Raw genomic sequence first — 14,285 nt, 5'->3', positions numbered from 1 at the left:
GGCGGGCCTGATAATTAACGCATGCGATTAGATGGTCAGGATCCCAATAGCCGTTACAACGGTCAGGATAGCTGCCAGTCCGTAGAATACCCATTTGCCCGCAGGCACGTGGATTTTCAGGTCATGCATCGCGTGGTGCATACGGTGTAAACCGCACCACAGCGGCAGAACGATCATCAGGAACAGAAACGCACGTCCGATGAAGCTCTGAGCGAATGCCAGTACGCGTTCATAGCTGAAAGCATCAGGAACAAAGCCCAGCGGCAGCATAATGCCGACCAGCAGGATCATCACCGGCGCAATGATTGCGCTCCACATACCGCCTGCACCAAACAGGCCCCAGAATACGGGTTCGTCAGAGCGTTTTGGATTTGGATTAATCATTCCGGACTCCTTACCAGAACAGGGCAACAAACAGTATTACTACTGTCGCAACCACAGTAACTGCCCAGAGACCTTTGATGATCGGCTCTGGCCCCATTTTTTCGTCTTTTACAATGATGTTGGCAGCTTTTGGCGCCAGCTCAAACCAGGTTTTGGTATGCAGCAGCGCTGCTGCCAGGGCGATAATATTCAGGATCACCACCACCGGGTTTTGCAAAAAGGCGACAAAGCCCATCCAGGACTCTGCACCATGCTTGAGTGCAAACAGGCCGATAATCAGTTCAATGCTGAACCAGACTGCCGGAACCGCCGTGCCTTCGCGCAGCATGTAAAAACGATAAAATGGCAGCTTTTTCCACCAGGTGGACGTCATTGGTCGCACATAGGGTTTGCGTTTAGTCGTCATCGTGCACTCCTTAGCGTGGTTTCAGGGTAGCGATAAGAAAGTCTTTTGAACTTTCAACTTTACCCTGCTGAATGGCCGCAGCCGGATCGACGTGTTTCGGGCAGACTTCGGAGCAGTAGCCCACAAAAGTACAGGACCAGACGCCGTTCGGGCTGTTCAACTGAGCCATACGCTCCTTCTTACCGTGGTCGCGGCTATCTTCGTTGTAACGATGCGCCAGCGTAATCGCAGCCGGTCCAATGAACTCTGGGTTCAGGCCGAACTGCGGGCACGCGGCGTAGCACAGACCACAGTTGATGCAACCGGAGAACTGATGATACTTCGCCATCTGCGCCGGAGTCTGGGTGTTTGGACCCTGATCCGGTGTACGCGGGTTACCGATGATGTACGGTTTGATCGCTTCCAGGCTTTCGATAAAGTGCGTCATGTCGACGACCAGATCGCGCTCAATCGGGAAGTTGCCCAGCGCTTCAACCTTCATGCCGTTGGTGTAATCACGCAGGAAGGTTTTGCACGCCAGTTTAGGTACATTGTTGACCATCATGCCGCAGGAGCCGCAGATCGCCATACGGCAGGACCAGCGGTAGCTCAGGTCCGGTGCCAGGTTATCCTTGATGTAGCCCAACGCATCCAGCAGTGACGTGGTTTCATCATAAGGAACTTCGTAGAAAGCACTGTGCGGCGCGGTATCGGTTTCCGGGTTATAGCGCACCACCTCAACTTTCAGGTTTTTCATCTCAGCCATTCGCCTTCTCCTTCTTATCGGCTGCTTCCGCTTCGCCACCGTAAACACGTTTAGCCGGTGGCAGAGTGGTGATTTTCACGTCGCTGTATTCCAGGCGAGTCGTGCCGTCAGCATCGCGGAAGGCGAGGGTGTGTTTGAGGAAGTTCACATCGTCACGCTCGGTGCAGCCTTCATCCAGACGCTGATGCGCGCCGCGGGATTCTTTACGCGCCAGAGCAGAGTGCGCCATACATTCAGCAACGTTCAGACCGTGACCCAGTTCGATGGTGTACAGCAGGTCGGTGTTGAAGACGCTGGAGGTATCAGTGATACGTACGCGCTTGAAGCGTTCCTGCAGCTCCGCCAGTTTATCAACGGTTTTCTGCATGAGTTCCGGTGTACGGTAGATACCGCAACCTTCTTCCATGGACAGGCCCATTTCGTCACGGATCTTAGACCAGTTTTCGTTACCTTCCTGGTTAACCAGATCTTTCAGACGTTTTTCAACGCCAGCAACCTGCGCATCGAGCGCGGCACTGTTTGCAGCGCCAGCCGTTGCAGCACGTTCTGCAGCCTGTTCACCGGCCATACGACCGAAGACCACCAGTTCCGCCAGAGAGTTAGAACCCAGACGGTTAGCGCCATGCAGACCAACAGAGGAACATTCGCCCACAGCGAACAGACCTTTAATGCGGGTTTCACAGTGCTGATCGGTTTCGATACCGCCCATGGTGTAGTGCGCGGTAGGACGTACCGGGATCGGCTCTTTAACCGGATCGACACCCACGTAGGCTTTCGCCAGTTCGCAGATGAACGGTAAACGTTCGAGCAGTTTTTTCTCGCCGAGGTGACGCAGGTCGAGGTGAACCACATCGCCACGCGGGGTGGAAATGGTGTTGCCTTTACGCCATTCGTGCCAGAAAGCCTGAGAAACTTTGTCGCGCGGACCGAGTTCCATATATTTGTTTTTCGGTTCGCCCAGCGGGGTTTCCGGACCCATGCCGTAGTCTTGCAGATAACGGTAGCCGTTTTTGTTGACCAGGATACCGCCTTCACCACGGCAGCCTTCGGTCATCAGGATACCAGAGCCTGGCAGACCCGTCGGGTGATACTGAACGAATTCCATATCACGCAGCGGAACGCCGTGGCTCAGCGCCATGCCCATACCGTCGCCAGTTACGATGCCGCCGTTGGTGTTGTAACGGTAAACACGACCTGCGCCGCCCGTTGCCATCACAACAGCATTAGCACGGATCTGCATCAGCGTGCCTTCCATCATGTTCATGGCAACCAGGCCGCGAGCATGGCCATCATCAACCAGGATATCCAGAACGAAGTGTTCGTCAAAGCGCTGAATCTGTGGGAACTGCAAAGATGTTTGGAACAGCGTATGCAACATGTGGAAGCCGGTTTTATCCGCGGCAAACCAGGTACGCTCGATTTTCATACCGCCGAAGCGACGTACGTTGACGCTACCGTCTTCACGGCGGCTCCATGGGCAGCCCCATTGTTCCAGTTGCGTCATTTCAGTTGGGCAGTGGTGGACAAAGTAATCCACGACATCCTGCTCACACAGCCAGTCTCCGCCTGCTACCGTATCGTGAAAATGGTAGTCAAAGCTGTCATGATCCTGCGCGACAGCAGCAGAGCCGCCTTCGGCAGCAACGGTATGGCTGCGCATTGGGTACACTTTTGAGATCAGTGCGATTTTAGCGTTGGGATTTGCTTGTGCGGCAGCAATTGCAGCACGTAATCCCGCGCCACCGGCGCCTATAATGGCAAGATCGGCTTGAAAGGTTTGCACGACATTCCTCCAGATTGTTGTTATTTCATTCCTGCCTGAAATCAGATGCTTCATCGGCTTCAAACAGGTTATGAACGCGTTTCCACTGCTCCTTTATAGGTACAATAGTATAGTCTCAGGGATGTGCGGGAAATTTGACGTGTTCGATTTTTTTAGCGTGTCAAAGGGGGGAATTATCATTGAATTTGATTAATTTAATTACTAAACCACCCCATGTCGCTTTTTTTATCCAATTGCCAGTGTGGATTATTGGCGCGCGAAATTTGTCTCGTTAACGCGATACGAGTAGACTTCGTGCCCTTGTCTTAAATCGGAGAAACAACCATGAGCGAAACGGCAACCTGGCAGCCGAGCGCGTCCATCCCCAATCTGTTAAAACGTGCGGCAATTATAGCGGAGATTCGCCGCTTTTTTGCCGATCGTGGCGTGCTTGAGGTTGAGACTCCTTGTATGAGTCAGGCAACGGTAACGGACATCCATCTGTTCCCGTTCGAAACGCGTTTCGTCGGCCCTGGACACTCCCAGGGAATGAATCTCTATTTAATGACCAGCCCGGAATACCATATGAAGCGCCTGCTGGTGGCAGGATGCGGCCCGGTGTATCAACTGTGCCGCAGCTTCCGTAATGAAGAGATGGGGCGTCATCATAACCCTGAATTCACTATGCTCGAGTGGTATCGTCCGCACTACGATATGTATCGCCTGATGAATGAAGTGGATGATTTGCTCCAGCAGGTGCTGGACTGCTCACCTGCGGAAAGTCTCTCTTACCAGCAAGCCTTCCAGCGCCATCTGGAGATAGACCCGCTGTCTGCGGATAAAACCCAACTGCGGGAAGTGGCGGCGAAATTGGATCTCAGTAATATCGCCGATACCGAAGAAGACCGGGACACCTTACTGCAGTTGCTGTTTACGATGGGCGTTGAGCCGCATATTGGCAAAGACAAACCGACGTTTGTGTATCATTTCCCGGCCAGCCAGGCATCACTGGCGCAAATCAGTACCGAAGATCACCGCGTGGCTGAACGTTTCGAGGTTTACTACAAAGGTATTGAGCTGGCGAATGGTTTCCATGAATTGACCGACGCGCGCGAACAGCAGCAGCGGTTTGAGCAGGATAACCGCAAACGTGCCGCACGTGGCTTGCCACAGCAGCCTATCGACACCAACCTGCTTGAAGCGTTAAAAGTGGGTATGCCGGATTGCTCTGGCGTGGCGCTGGGCGTTGACCGTCTTGTGATGCTGGCATTGGGCGCAGAGAGCCTGGCCGAGGTTATCGCATTTACCGTCGATCGCGCGTAACGTACTCTCCTTCAATACAAAGTGGCGGTGAAATAGCCACTTTGTAGCATATTTTTTCATTTACCCTCTAATAGCCACAATTTACTCCTGGATATTTGATATCGTTCAGGTATCAATTCTGTGTTGATTTTTCTATCGCTGAACTCTGAAAAGAGGGCAGTGCCAACCGGTGAGTGGCGTTTGTTAAACGCTTGCCAGAGTAAGGGATGGTTTAATGACCCAAACAATAAAAAAGATGAGCCTTATAGGTCTCATCCTCATGATATTTACGTCTGTTTTCGGTTTTGCGAATAGCCCCTCCGCATTCTATTTAATGGGGTATAGCGCGATTCCGTGGTATATATTTTCTGCATTATTATTCTTTATCCCATTTGCTTTAATGATGGCGGAAATGGGGGCTGCCTATCGGAAAGAAGAGGGCGGAATCTATTCGTGGATGAATAATAGCGTTGGGCCACGCTATGCGTTTATCGGCACGTTTATGTGGTTTTCTTCCTATGTGATATGGATGGTAAGCACCGCAGCGAAAGTCTGGGTACCTTTTTCAACCTTCTTATTTGGCGCAGACATGACGCAGCACTGGCGTTTTGCGGGGCTTGAGCCTACGCAGGTCGTCGGGTTGCTCGCCGTTGGTTGGATGATTCTGGTAACCTGCGTTGCCTCCCGGGGTATTAATAAGATTGCTCGTATTACGGCTGTAGGCGGAATTGCCGTAATGTGTCTTAATTTAGTTCTGTTGTTAGTGAGTGTCGCTATTTTGTTATTAACTGGCGGTCACTTTGCGCAGGATATTAATTTCATCTCCTCACCTAATCCGGGATATCAGTCCGGTCTGGCCATGTTGTCATTTGTTGTATTTGCTATTTTTGCTTACGGCGGAATAGAAGCCGTGGGGGGATTAGTTGATAAAACAGAAAAGCCAGAAAAGAACTTTGCGAAAGGCATTGTCTTTGCCGCGATTGTCATTTCTGTCGGTTATTCACTGGCCATATTTTTATGGGGCGTTAGCACCAACTGGCAGCAAGTATTAAGCAATAGTTCGGTCAACCTCGGCAATATAACGTATATCCTAATGAAAAGCCTCGGGATGGCGTTAGGTAACGCGCTGCATCTTTCTCCTGAAACCGCGATGACGACGGGGGTGTGGTTCGCGCGTATCACCGGGCTTTCTATGTTTCTCGCTTATACCGGCGCTTTTTTCACGCTCAGCTATTCGCCACTGAAAGCGATTATTCAGGGAACGCCGAAGGCGCTGTGGCCAGCGCCGATGACCAAACTGAATGCCGTGGGGATGCCGACGACGGCAATGTGGTTGCAGTGCCTGCTGGTGAGCCTGTTTATCCTGCTGGTTTCGTTTGGCGGCGATACGGCTTCAGCGTTCTATAACAAACTGACGCTGATGGCGAACGTCTCGATGACGCTACCGTATCTGTTCCTCGCGCTGGCGTTTCCGTTCTTTAAAGCCCGTACGGACCTGGAAAGACCGTTTGTTGTCTTTAAAACCCGAGCGGCGACGTTGCTGGCCACATCGGTGGTTGTGCTGGTGGTGACGTTTGCCAATGTGTTCACCATCATCCAGCCGGTGATTGAAGCTGGGGACTGGAACAGCGCATTGTGGATGACCGGAGGCCCGATCTTCTTCTCGCTGTTGGCAATGGCGATTTATCAGAACTACAGCCGTCGTATGGTGAAACTCCCCCGGTGGGTGACAGACTAAGGAAAGATAAATATTGAATTTCCGCAAAGCCCGATAGGGATACCGTTCGGGCTTTGTTCGTAATAAATCATTTTTATAATTTATCAAAATGAAATTCGTGTGTATATCTATGATATATTTATTATGACAATCATCTTGGGGTGATATTGTATAATTGGAAATGATTGCTGCTATGAATTTATTTTAAAAAATATAACTTCTGATTTTTCCTTTTATGCTTGTGATATCTGTCTCATTACTGGTTGAGAATCATGGCTATTGTTAGGTCAATGTTTACATTGCCTTGGTGATTAAATTTTTATGATGATCAGCTCTCCGCCATTTTGTGAGATAGACGAATATGGTTTTCCTCATTGGAACGGGTTGGATTTTTTCCGTTGGTATGCCCTGCCTACCAATTGGCGTTTTATGACTGGGAAATCATATCTTTGGTATTATAAAACGGCTTGGTTAATTCACCATAGAACTATTATAAAACAATGTGCTTATGAAGCAAGAGTCCCAGAATTACTCCTTGCAGGTGTTGCTGTCGCAGAAGTTGGCGGAACTCCAGAGAGATTTAAAGGTGTTGGTGTTCTGCAATTTAGACAGGTAATTGAAGAAGTATTGGGAAAGAGCAGCAATGAATGGTCGAATGCTACATCTGTCGGTTCAGTTGCTATCCAGATAGGCGTTGCAGCAAGAACAATAGGTATTCACCCAGATAAACTGACTCATTTTCAGCAATTCCGCTTGTCGCAGTGTTTGCTTGATAACCACTTTAATATTCGGGTTGTAGCATTCCATTTACGCGATCTTATTTTATATGACAATCCAGATTCTGATACTATGTACTTGACAGATGAACAAATAATATTGGCTGGTTCTAGATATAATCGTGGAACCATGAGAAATAAAAAGGATATTATCCAATCTATTAGTGAACAACCCGGTTTTCCGGATCGTGAGTATAGTGAATATGGTCGTCGAATTATAGAAAAGAAAGATGCAATACTTAAAATTATGCGAGGCGGCTAATGAGTTGGAAGTCTTTTACATTGAATTTCATCTGGGGCATAGTTAGCATTATATTGATAATTATGTTTTCAACTCAGGACAAGGAATGGTTTATTGACGGTAGGGGAATTAATAATGTCTGTGATGTCATGAATTATATTGAGGACGACGATGTTCGTTCTGTGGGCATAATCTTAACACTACCTCTGTTTATTCCTTTTATCTATGCGATCGTATGGAGAAGACAGCGCGGTATCTGGCAATATTCTATCATGGCGACTCTCCTGCTTTTTTGGTTATGGCGTTTTATCATTAGATATCAATTATGCTGGTAAATAAGACGCTGGGTAGTGTAAGCACACCTCACGTCTTATTGTGGCATGACTTACAAACTCCCCGCCGGGCGACTGCTTCTGCCCGCAGAACTTAAGGTTCTTCCCGTTTGCTTACCGCCGAGGCTCTCCAGACGCATCTGGAACGGTGGGAACGGCATATCGATACCGTGCTCGCGGAAGCCTGCCAGAATCAGCTGGTGGATTTCGTGGCGCAGCGGCATACGATGCCCCATCTCAGCGGCATAAATACGCAGTTCGAAGATTTGAATCCCTTGCTGCAGGTCAACCAGGAAGACTTCTGGCGCCGGGTTATCGATAACCAGTGAGCAGCGTTGTGCGGCAGTAAGCAGGATCTGCGTAACCTCCTCGCTGTTAGCCTCCGACGGTGCCGGGATGGTTAATACCACACGGGTGACCGAATCCGATAACGACCAGTTGATAAACTGCTCGGTGATAAAGGCTTTGTTGGGCACGATGATCTCTTTGCGGTCCCAGTCGCTGATGGTCGTGGCGCGGGTATTAATTTTCGTCACGCTACCGGTAAGATCGCGAATCGTCACTGTGTCGCCAATGCGGATTGGTTTTTCAAAGAGGATAATCAGGCCGGAAATAAAGTTGGCGAAGATCTCCTGCAAACCAAAGCCCAGACCGACACCGAGAGCCGCTACCAGCCATTGCAGTTTGGACCACTCAATACCGATCATTGAGAAGCCAACCAGACCGCCAATCAGCATCAGCAGGTACTTGGTGATGGTGGTGATGGCGTAACCGGTGCCGGGGGTTAAATCGAGATGTTGCAGCAGCGCCAGCTCCAGCAGCGCGGGCAGGTTGCGCACTAACTGGGTAGTGATGATAAACACCAGGATTGCGATAAGCACTGCACCCAGCGTTATCGGCTCTAAACTTTCCACACCCTGCACCGTGGAGGTGACATCCCACAACGAGATATTTTCCAGGAAGCCGAAAGCGGAATGAATTTCTGACCACAGCACAATGACCGAGAGCAGGGCGATAAGCATCAGGATAGAGCGCACCAGGCGCAGTGATTGCGCGCTGATAGCATCCAGATCCACTTCGCTTTCATCAACATCAATCGTGCCTTCAAGGCTGGTGGAATGCGCTGGTTCTTCTTCACCCCGTGCGCGCTGCGCCAGCATTTCGGCACGTCGATGCTTGGCGCGGTCAAACGCCAGCCGGCGGCGCTGGATCAGCATCCAGCGGCGGATAACGTGATACACCACCAGTAACAAGAACCAGATAGCTACGGACGTTTCCAGACGCGCCAGTAAAGCTTGCGACGTGGCGAGATAGCCCACTGCCGCAGCGAGAATGGCAATTAGCGGTGCGCCCATCAGCATATTCCACAGCATGCTGTTGACCATGTTATCGCTGTTGCCTTCTTTATCGAGGTACAGCGGTATTCCGGCGCGTTTCAGGCTCAGGGTCACGACCGCCAGCGCACCGCAAATCAGAATAAAGCACAGACGCCCCAGTGAGGCGGAGAATTCCCGGTCATTGAGATTATCAAACATAATCACCGCCATGATCAGCGGCACAATCAGCCCGATACTCATCAGGTAATAGTGCATGGCTTTCGCGACGCGGTTACGCGGCCAGCCAAAGTGGGCAATGAACAGACCGTTGGGGCGCGCAAAGGTGGCGCAAATCATTACTGCCCACAGCATGGGCACCGTGGCGGTAACGCCATCCCCGATAGCGACAGCTAATGGATAAGGCCAGGCTTCCTGCAATCCGTAACCGAGCGTTGCCCACAGCACCGGCAACGGAGAAGCGACGAGTATCGACCAGAACACCGTGCGTATCGTCAGCCAGAAGTGGTCCTGGGTGACTTTCCCGACCCGCGCAGATGAACGCTCCAGAAAACGGGTGAAGTGTTTGCGTGAAGAGAGGCTAAAGCCAACCAGCACCAATGCCGCGAAAAGCGGCAGCAGCGTTTCTTTGCTGGTCAGCATCATGATGCTGGCTTTGCCCAACTGATTAAACGTATCTAATGAGATCAGACGCCGCAGATCCTGGACGATGTCGACAGGCCAGGAGAGGGAGATGGGGCTAACGTCCGAGGTCCAGAAAAGATAGCGGTGCGTTGCTTCGTTGACCTCTTTTAGCGCATCTTCCAGTTGGCTGTTAGAGACTTTGAGCTTGGTCAGCTCAAGGATCAGCGTATCGCCACCCTGTAACAAAGAGTTCAGCAGCTCACGTTGGGTGCGTAACTGGGCGTTGAGAATGCTGCTCTGTTCAGCGGTCAGCGGTTGTCCATCGGCCTGATGAATCTGACGCAACTGCGGCTGTTTATTGAGGAGATCCTCATAGCGCATACGGTGCACGCGAAGCTGCGCCATTTCGGTATCCAACTGCTGAGGCTTGGGCATTTCCGGTAAACGGGATACCTGCGCGCGCAGCGCTTCTCCCAGCATATTTGAGACCCCAAGCCACTGAGACTGCTCTCGCAGCGTATTCAATGCCTGGCGCACCTGCAGCGTTTGGCTGGCGGCTTGACGCTGTTGCGAGGCTACCAGGTCCATACGTTGCGCCTGCTGGTTTAATGCCTGAGACAGTTCGCGGTTAACCTTGAACTGGTCGACAATACCTTCCGGCAGTCCCGCGCTGTTTTCCGCCAACAGTTCGGTGCTTTCCAGCGCTCGCTCTGCCTCACGCTGACGTTGACTGTTGAGCTGGTTGCGCAAAGCCTGCAGGTAAGTATCGAGCTGCTGGCTCTGTTTTTCCGCCAGCTCTGAGCGCATACGCGCCAGCTCCTGGCGGTTATTAGCGGAAAGCTGCGCCAGCTCCAGTTCATCGACCAGGGCTTTGAGTTTGGCGGATTCAGCCTGCATCGCCTGATTCTGCGCGGGATTAGAGTTGGCGGTACCAATACGTCGCTCAAGCTCATTTAGCTGGCGGCGGGCATCGGTTTGCTGTTGAGGAAGCTGGCTTAACGAGTCGGCGATTTCCCGGGCGCGATCCTGCTCCTGCTGGGCCTGACGACTCTTTTCCAACAGTTGGCTGCTGACCTGGAGGATCTCCTGGTTTAACGCATCGGTGGTGAGTCCGGTTGGCACATTGCGCGGTTCATCGCGCAGGTTGCTAAGCTGCGCACGTAATGTTGCGGACAGCTTGGGGAAGTTATCAATAACCTGCTGATATTGCTGGGCACGCTCGAGAGAACCTTTACGCTCCTCGAGGGAATTCAGCGCGGACTGGAGCGCCTCGACGGTTTCTGGCTGAGCAGGTTTCGCCGCTTTTGCCTGCTCCAGTTCCTGGGTGAGTTGTTTGGCATCGGGGGCCGTCGCAGCGTACGCCCCCAGGCTGAGGCACCAGGCCATCAGAAAAGTGATAATCAGGCGCACAGCAGCGATTCCTATGTTTAACTTTCGTCTTTTTTGTCGTCAACCAGCGGGCTGGCGTCGTGTTCTGCTTCGATCTCTTCTTTCGCAAGCGGGGCAGGTTCTGCCTCTGGCGTCACGAATGTCTCGGTCGAGATGGCCATTGGCTGGCCGATTTTGGTCACTGAAAGGTCCTGCAACTGCTCAACCAGGTTAACTTTGCCAGGCGCGAACAGGTTGATAACGGTGGAACCGAGCTTAAAGCGGCCCATTTCCTGACCTTTCAACAGCGCCACCGACCCTTCGCTTTCGCCTTCCGGCCAGGTCCAGCGTTTGATGACGCCTTCACGCGGTGGGGTAATGGTGCCAGCCCATGCGGTTTCAATACTGCCAACGATGGTCGCGCCGACCAGAATCTGCACCATCGGGCCAAATTCGGTATCAAACAGACAGATTACGCGTTCGTTGCGTGCAAACAGGTTTGGAACGTTTTGCGCAGTCAGGATATTTACAGAGAAGAGATCGCCTGGCACGTACATCATTTCACGCAGGATACCGTTACACGGCATATGTACACGGTGGTAATCGCGTGGAGATAAGTAAGTGGTCACAAACGTACCGTTGCGGAATTTGTCCGCCATCTGGTAGTTGCCGGCCAGCAGTGCTTCAAGAGTATAGCTGTGCCCTTTGGCCTGCAGCAGTTTGTCTTCTTCGATGTTTCCTAACTGGTTAATCACGCCGTCAGCAGGCATGACCAGTACGTTTGGATCGGTGTTAATCGGGCGAACGTCGTCGCGCAGTGGGCGAACAAAGAAGTCGTTAAAGGTGCGATAGCTGGCGGTGTCCGGTTTTTGCGCCTCTTTCATATCGACCTTGTAATATTTCACGAACAGATCGATAACCAGTTTAGTCAGCCATCCTGCTCGTTTGCTCGCACCCCAACCCGCCAGGCGAGTGAGCCATAGTTTCGGCAGAATGTATTGTAGCGAAAGCTTAAATGAGTTTAACAAGGTAGCCTCCAGGCCATAATTTGTTCCCGATCCGGCATACGGGCCGGATCCTGAAAAAAGGGGGACGATTCTAGCGATGCTTAGCTTAGTTGTCAGTTGTCTGTATCAGAAAAGTTTTTACGTGTTTTTACCTGCGCCATGCTTTCCAGGATGCGGTGATAATTTTCAAACCGAGTTTCGGCTATTGCCCCTTTTTCTACGGCCTCACGGATAGCGCAGCCTGGATCGGTATCATGCTTGCAGTCGCGGTATTTGCAGTGGCCCAGGTAGTCATGGAATTCGACAAAACCATGTGTGATTTGTTCCGGCTCCAGATGCCACAACCCGAACTCACGTACGCCAGGGGAGTCGATAACGTCGCCACCGTGCGGGAAATGATACAGGCGAGAGGCAGTGGTGGTGTGCTGTCCAAGGCCGGAGTTGTCGGAGACATCGTTGGTCAGGATCTCTTCCTGCAGACCGAGAAGATTATTGAGCAGGCTAGATTTACCAACGCCCGACTGACCGGCAAAAATGCTGATGCGATCGGTTAATGCTTCTTCAAGCGGTTTCAGACCGTCTTTCGTGCGGCTTGATACCATCAACACGCGATAGCCAATGTGGCGATAAATATCCATCTGTTCGTTAACAAAGGCCATGCCTTCGTCATCCAGCAGATCGATCTTATTCAAGACGATAATCGGTTCAACGTGTAGCGTTTCACAGGCTACCAGATACCGGTCGATAATATTGAGTGACAGCTCGGGTAAGATGGCTGAGACAATAACGATCTGGTTGATGTTGGCGGCAATGGGTTTTACCCCGTCGTAAAAGTCGGGGCGTGTCAGTACCGAGGTACGCTCGTGTACCGCCTCAACGATGCCTTTGACATTCACGCCTTCTGCTGCTGCTTTTCCCGGGCGCCAGACAACGCGATCGCCGGTCACCAGCGAGCGAATTGTACGGCGGATGTTGCAGCGGTGAATCTCACCGTCAGCAGATTCCACGTCGGCATGCATGCCAAAACGGCTGATAACGATGCCTTCAGCGGTTTCGCCAAACAGGTTGTCGTCGTAGTCTGGCTTCTCCGTGGACGTTTTCAGACGACGCTGGTGATTGGCGTTCACACGGCGCTGTTGGCCTTTGGAGAGTTTATTCTTACTCAATCGGACTGACTCCTGGTCGCCCATAATGGGCAAAACATTTATGATACACGCAATTTTAGATGAATATAGTCACACTGAATGTGACGCTGAAGGGTGGAAAATAGCATGAGTGCCAATGAAAACAACCTGATTTGGATCGATCTGGAGATGACAGGTCTGGATCCCGAGCGCGATCGCATAATTGAGATAGCCACGCTGGTGACGGATGCCAACCTGAATATTCTGGCTGAAGGACCGACAATTGCGGTGCACCAGTCCGACGAACAGCTGGCATTAATGGATGACTGGAACGTACGTACGCATACCGGTAGTGGGCTAGTGGATCGCGTGAAGGCGAGCACCATGGGGGATCGTGAAGCTGAACTGGCTACGCTGGCTTTTTTGAAAGAGTGGGTTCCAGAAGGGAAATCACCTATCTGCGGCAACAGCATCGGTCAGGATCGTCGTTTCCTGTTTAAATACATGCCGGAGCTGGAGGCATATTTCCATTATCGCTATCTTGACGTCAGTACGCTGAAAGAGCTGGCGCGTCGTTGGAAGCCGGAAATCCTTGCTGGCTTCACCAAGCAGGGAACGCATCAGGCGATGGACGATATTCGTGAATCTGTTGCTGAGCTTGCTTACTATCGCGAACATTTTATTAAGCTTTGATTTTGTGGATGGCCGGGCGGCGCTGTGGCTTACCCGGCCTACGAATATCGTTCCTGTGCGCTTGCACTGAGGCTGGATTGTCGCTAAATTAGACGACTTGCCGATAAATTCAGCACTTAAACAGAAAAACGAAAAAATCGCTTTTAGGGGGGTTGCAGCTAAACGGATTTCTCGTATAATGCGCCTCCCGTAACGACAGAGAATTACACGTTACGGCAGCAGCAAAAGCAGTACAAATTTGCGGGAATAGCTCAGTTGGTAGAGCACGACCTTGCCAAGGTCGGGGTCGCGAGTTCGAGTCTCGTTTCCCGCTCCAAAATTTGAAAGTGCTTGTAAAGCACAGACCACCAATCGCAGAATTTCGAATTGCGACAAGGCGGCAACTGAATGAGTCCTTAGAAGCTTACTAAAGTAAGTGACTTAGGCGAATGAAGGCAGCCAACGCAGTAGCGGTTCGAAAGACGAAGATT

The 14,285-nt window shown here is 51.4% G+C and carries 12 protein-coding genes and 1 tRNA gene; 6 read left to right on the top strand and 7 right to left on the bottom strand.

Annotated elements, in window-relative coordinates:
- Positions 1 to 27 precede the first annotated feature (27 nt).
- From frdD to frdA, 4 genes are read right to left on the bottom strand one after another with little or no spacing between them, the layout of a single operon-like run.
- Positions 28 to 384 (bottom strand): fumarate reductase subunit FrdD, encoded by a 357-nt coding sequence (gene frdD, locus FDW87_RS20740; RefSeq protein WP_003025535.1) that lies wholly within the window; start codon positions 382 to 384, stop codon positions 28 to 30.
- A gap of 10 nt (positions 385 to 394) precedes the next feature.
- A complete protein-coding gene (frdC, locus tag FDW87_RS20735; protein WP_016151401.1) occupies positions 395 to 790 on the bottom strand; it encodes a fumarate reductase subunit FrdC in 396 nt (131 codons plus the stop codon).
- A gap of 10 nt (positions 791 to 800) precedes the next feature.
- Positions 801 to 1,535, bottom strand: coding sequence for a fumarate reductase iron-sulfur protein (gene frdB / locus FDW87_RS20730; RefSeq protein ID WP_006686291.1), 735 nt, complete (start codon positions 1,533 to 1,535; stop codon positions 801 to 803).
- Positions 1,528 to 3,318 (bottom strand): fumarate reductase (quinol) flavoprotein subunit, encoded by a 1,791-nt coding sequence (gene frdA, locus FDW87_RS20725; protein ID WP_016151402.1) that lies wholly within the window; start codon positions 3,316 to 3,318, stop codon positions 1,528 to 1,530. The genes frdB and frdA overlap by 8 nt, the downstream gene beginning before the upstream one ends.
- 324 nt (positions 3,319 to 3,642) lie before the next feature.
- Here frdA and epmA point away from each other — a divergent pair, with 324 nt between their 5' ends.
- The 4 genes from epmA (at position 3,643) to FDW87_RS20705 (ending at position 7,668) form a co-directional block, all read left to right on the top strand.
- On the top strand, positions 3,643 to 4,620 hold the full coding sequence (gene epmA, locus FDW87_RS20720; RefSeq protein ID WP_003830517.1) for an elongation factor P--(R)-beta-lysine ligase: 978 nt from the start codon (positions 3,643 to 3,645) through the stop codon (positions 4,618 to 4,620).
- 214 nt (positions 4,621 to 4,834) lie between these two features.
- The gene (gene yjeM, locus FDW87_RS20715) at positions 4,835 to 6,337 is read left to right on the top strand and encodes a glutamate/gamma-aminobutyrate family transporter YjeM (protein ID WP_049271647.1); all 1,503 of its coding nucleotides are present in this window, start codon (positions 4,835 to 4,837) and stop codon (positions 6,335 to 6,337) included.
- Between the two features lie 300 nt (positions 6,338 to 6,637).
- Positions 6,638 to 7,354 (top strand): hypothetical protein, encoded by a 717-nt coding sequence (locus tag FDW87_RS20710; protein WP_077249808.1) that lies wholly within the window; start codon positions 6,638 to 6,640, stop codon positions 7,352 to 7,354.
- Positions 7,354 to 7,668, top strand: coding sequence for a YjeO family protein (locus FDW87_RS20705; RefSeq protein ID WP_019078195.1), 315 nt, complete (start codon positions 7,354 to 7,356; stop codon positions 7,666 to 7,668). The genes FDW87_RS20710 and FDW87_RS20705 overlap by 1 nt, the downstream gene beginning before the upstream one ends.
- A gap of 50 nt (positions 7,669 to 7,718) precedes the next feature.
- Here FDW87_RS20705 and mscM read toward each other — a convergent pair whose 3' ends face one another.
- The 3 genes from mscM to rsgA all read right to left on the bottom strand — a co-directional run bounded on the left by mscM (position 7,719) and on the right by rsgA (position 13,164).
- A complete protein-coding gene (gene mscM / locus FDW87_RS20700; RefSeq protein WP_047414963.1) occupies positions 7,719 to 11,033 on the bottom strand; it encodes a miniconductance mechanosensitive channel MscM in 3,315 nt (1,104 codons plus the stop codon).
- Positions 11,034 to 11,050: 17 nt separating this feature from the next.
- On the bottom strand, positions 11,051 to 12,019 hold the full coding sequence (gene asd, locus FDW87_RS20695; protein WP_016155504.1) for an archaetidylserine decarboxylase: 969 nt from the start codon (positions 12,017 to 12,019) through the stop codon (positions 11,051 to 11,053).
- A 92-nt stretch (positions 12,020 to 12,111) separates the two neighbouring features.
- Positions 12,112 to 13,164 (bottom strand): small ribosomal subunit biogenesis GTPase RsgA, encoded by a 1,053-nt coding sequence (rsgA, locus tag FDW87_RS20690; RefSeq protein ID WP_019078196.1) that lies wholly within the window; start codon positions 13,162 to 13,164, stop codon positions 12,112 to 12,114.
- Between the two features lie 105 nt (positions 13,165 to 13,269).
- On the opposite strand from rsgA, the gene orn reads away from it, so the two are divergent.
- Together orn and FDW87_RS20680 are read left to right on the top strand one after the other, a co-directional pair.
- Positions 13,270 to 13,815 carry an oligoribonuclease gene (gene orn / locus FDW87_RS20685; RefSeq protein ID WP_016151407.1) on the top strand — a complete coding sequence of 182 codons (546 nt, stop codon included), beginning with the start codon at positions 13,270 to 13,272 and terminating at the stop codon, positions 13,813 to 13,815.
- A 240-nt stretch (positions 13,816 to 14,055) separates the two neighbouring features.
- Positions 14,056 to 14,131: transfer RNA gene (locus FDW87_RS20680), tRNA-Gly, on the top strand.
- Positions 14,132 to 14,285: the final 154 nt, after the last annotated feature.

This window comes from Citrobacter sp. wls826, from assembly GCF_005281245.1.
GTDB classification, from domain to species: domain Bacteria; phylum Pseudomonadota; class Gammaproteobacteria; order Enterobacterales; family Enterobacteriaceae; genus Citrobacter; species Citrobacter braakii.
This window is presented reverse-complemented; position numbering and strand designations above follow the sequence as displayed.

Excerpts from the sequence above, each read along its gene's own strand:
- epmA (WP_003830517.1), top strand. The coding sequence starts at position 3,643 with ATGAGCGAAACGGCAACCTGGCAGCCGAGCGCGTCCATCCCCAATCTG.
- yjeM (WP_049271647.1), top strand. The coding sequence starts at position 4,835 with ATGACCCAAACAATAAAAAAGATGAGCCTTATAGGTCTCATCCTCATG.
- FDW87_RS20705 (WP_019078195.1), top strand. The coding sequence starts at position 7,354 with ATGAGTTGGAAGTCTTTTACATTGAATTTCATCTGGGGCATAGTTAGC.
- frdC (WP_016151401.1), bottom strand. The coding sequence starts at position 790 with ATGACGACTAAACGCAAACCCTATGTGCGACCAATGACGTCCACCTGG.
- frdD (WP_003025535.1), bottom strand. The coding sequence starts at position 384 with ATGATTAATCCAAATCCAAAACGCTCTGACGAACCCGTATTCTGGGGC.
- FDW87_RS20710 (WP_077249808.1), top strand. The coding sequence starts at position 6,638 with ATGATGATCAGCTCTCCGCCATTTTGTGAGATAGACGAATATGGTTTT.
- orn (WP_016151407.1), top strand. The coding sequence starts at position 13,270 with ATGAGTGCCAATGAAAACAACCTGATTTGGATCGATCTGGAGATGACA.
- frdB (WP_006686291.1), bottom strand. The coding sequence starts at position 1,535 with ATGGCTGAGATGAAAAACCTGAAAGTTGAGGTGGTGCGCTATAACCCG.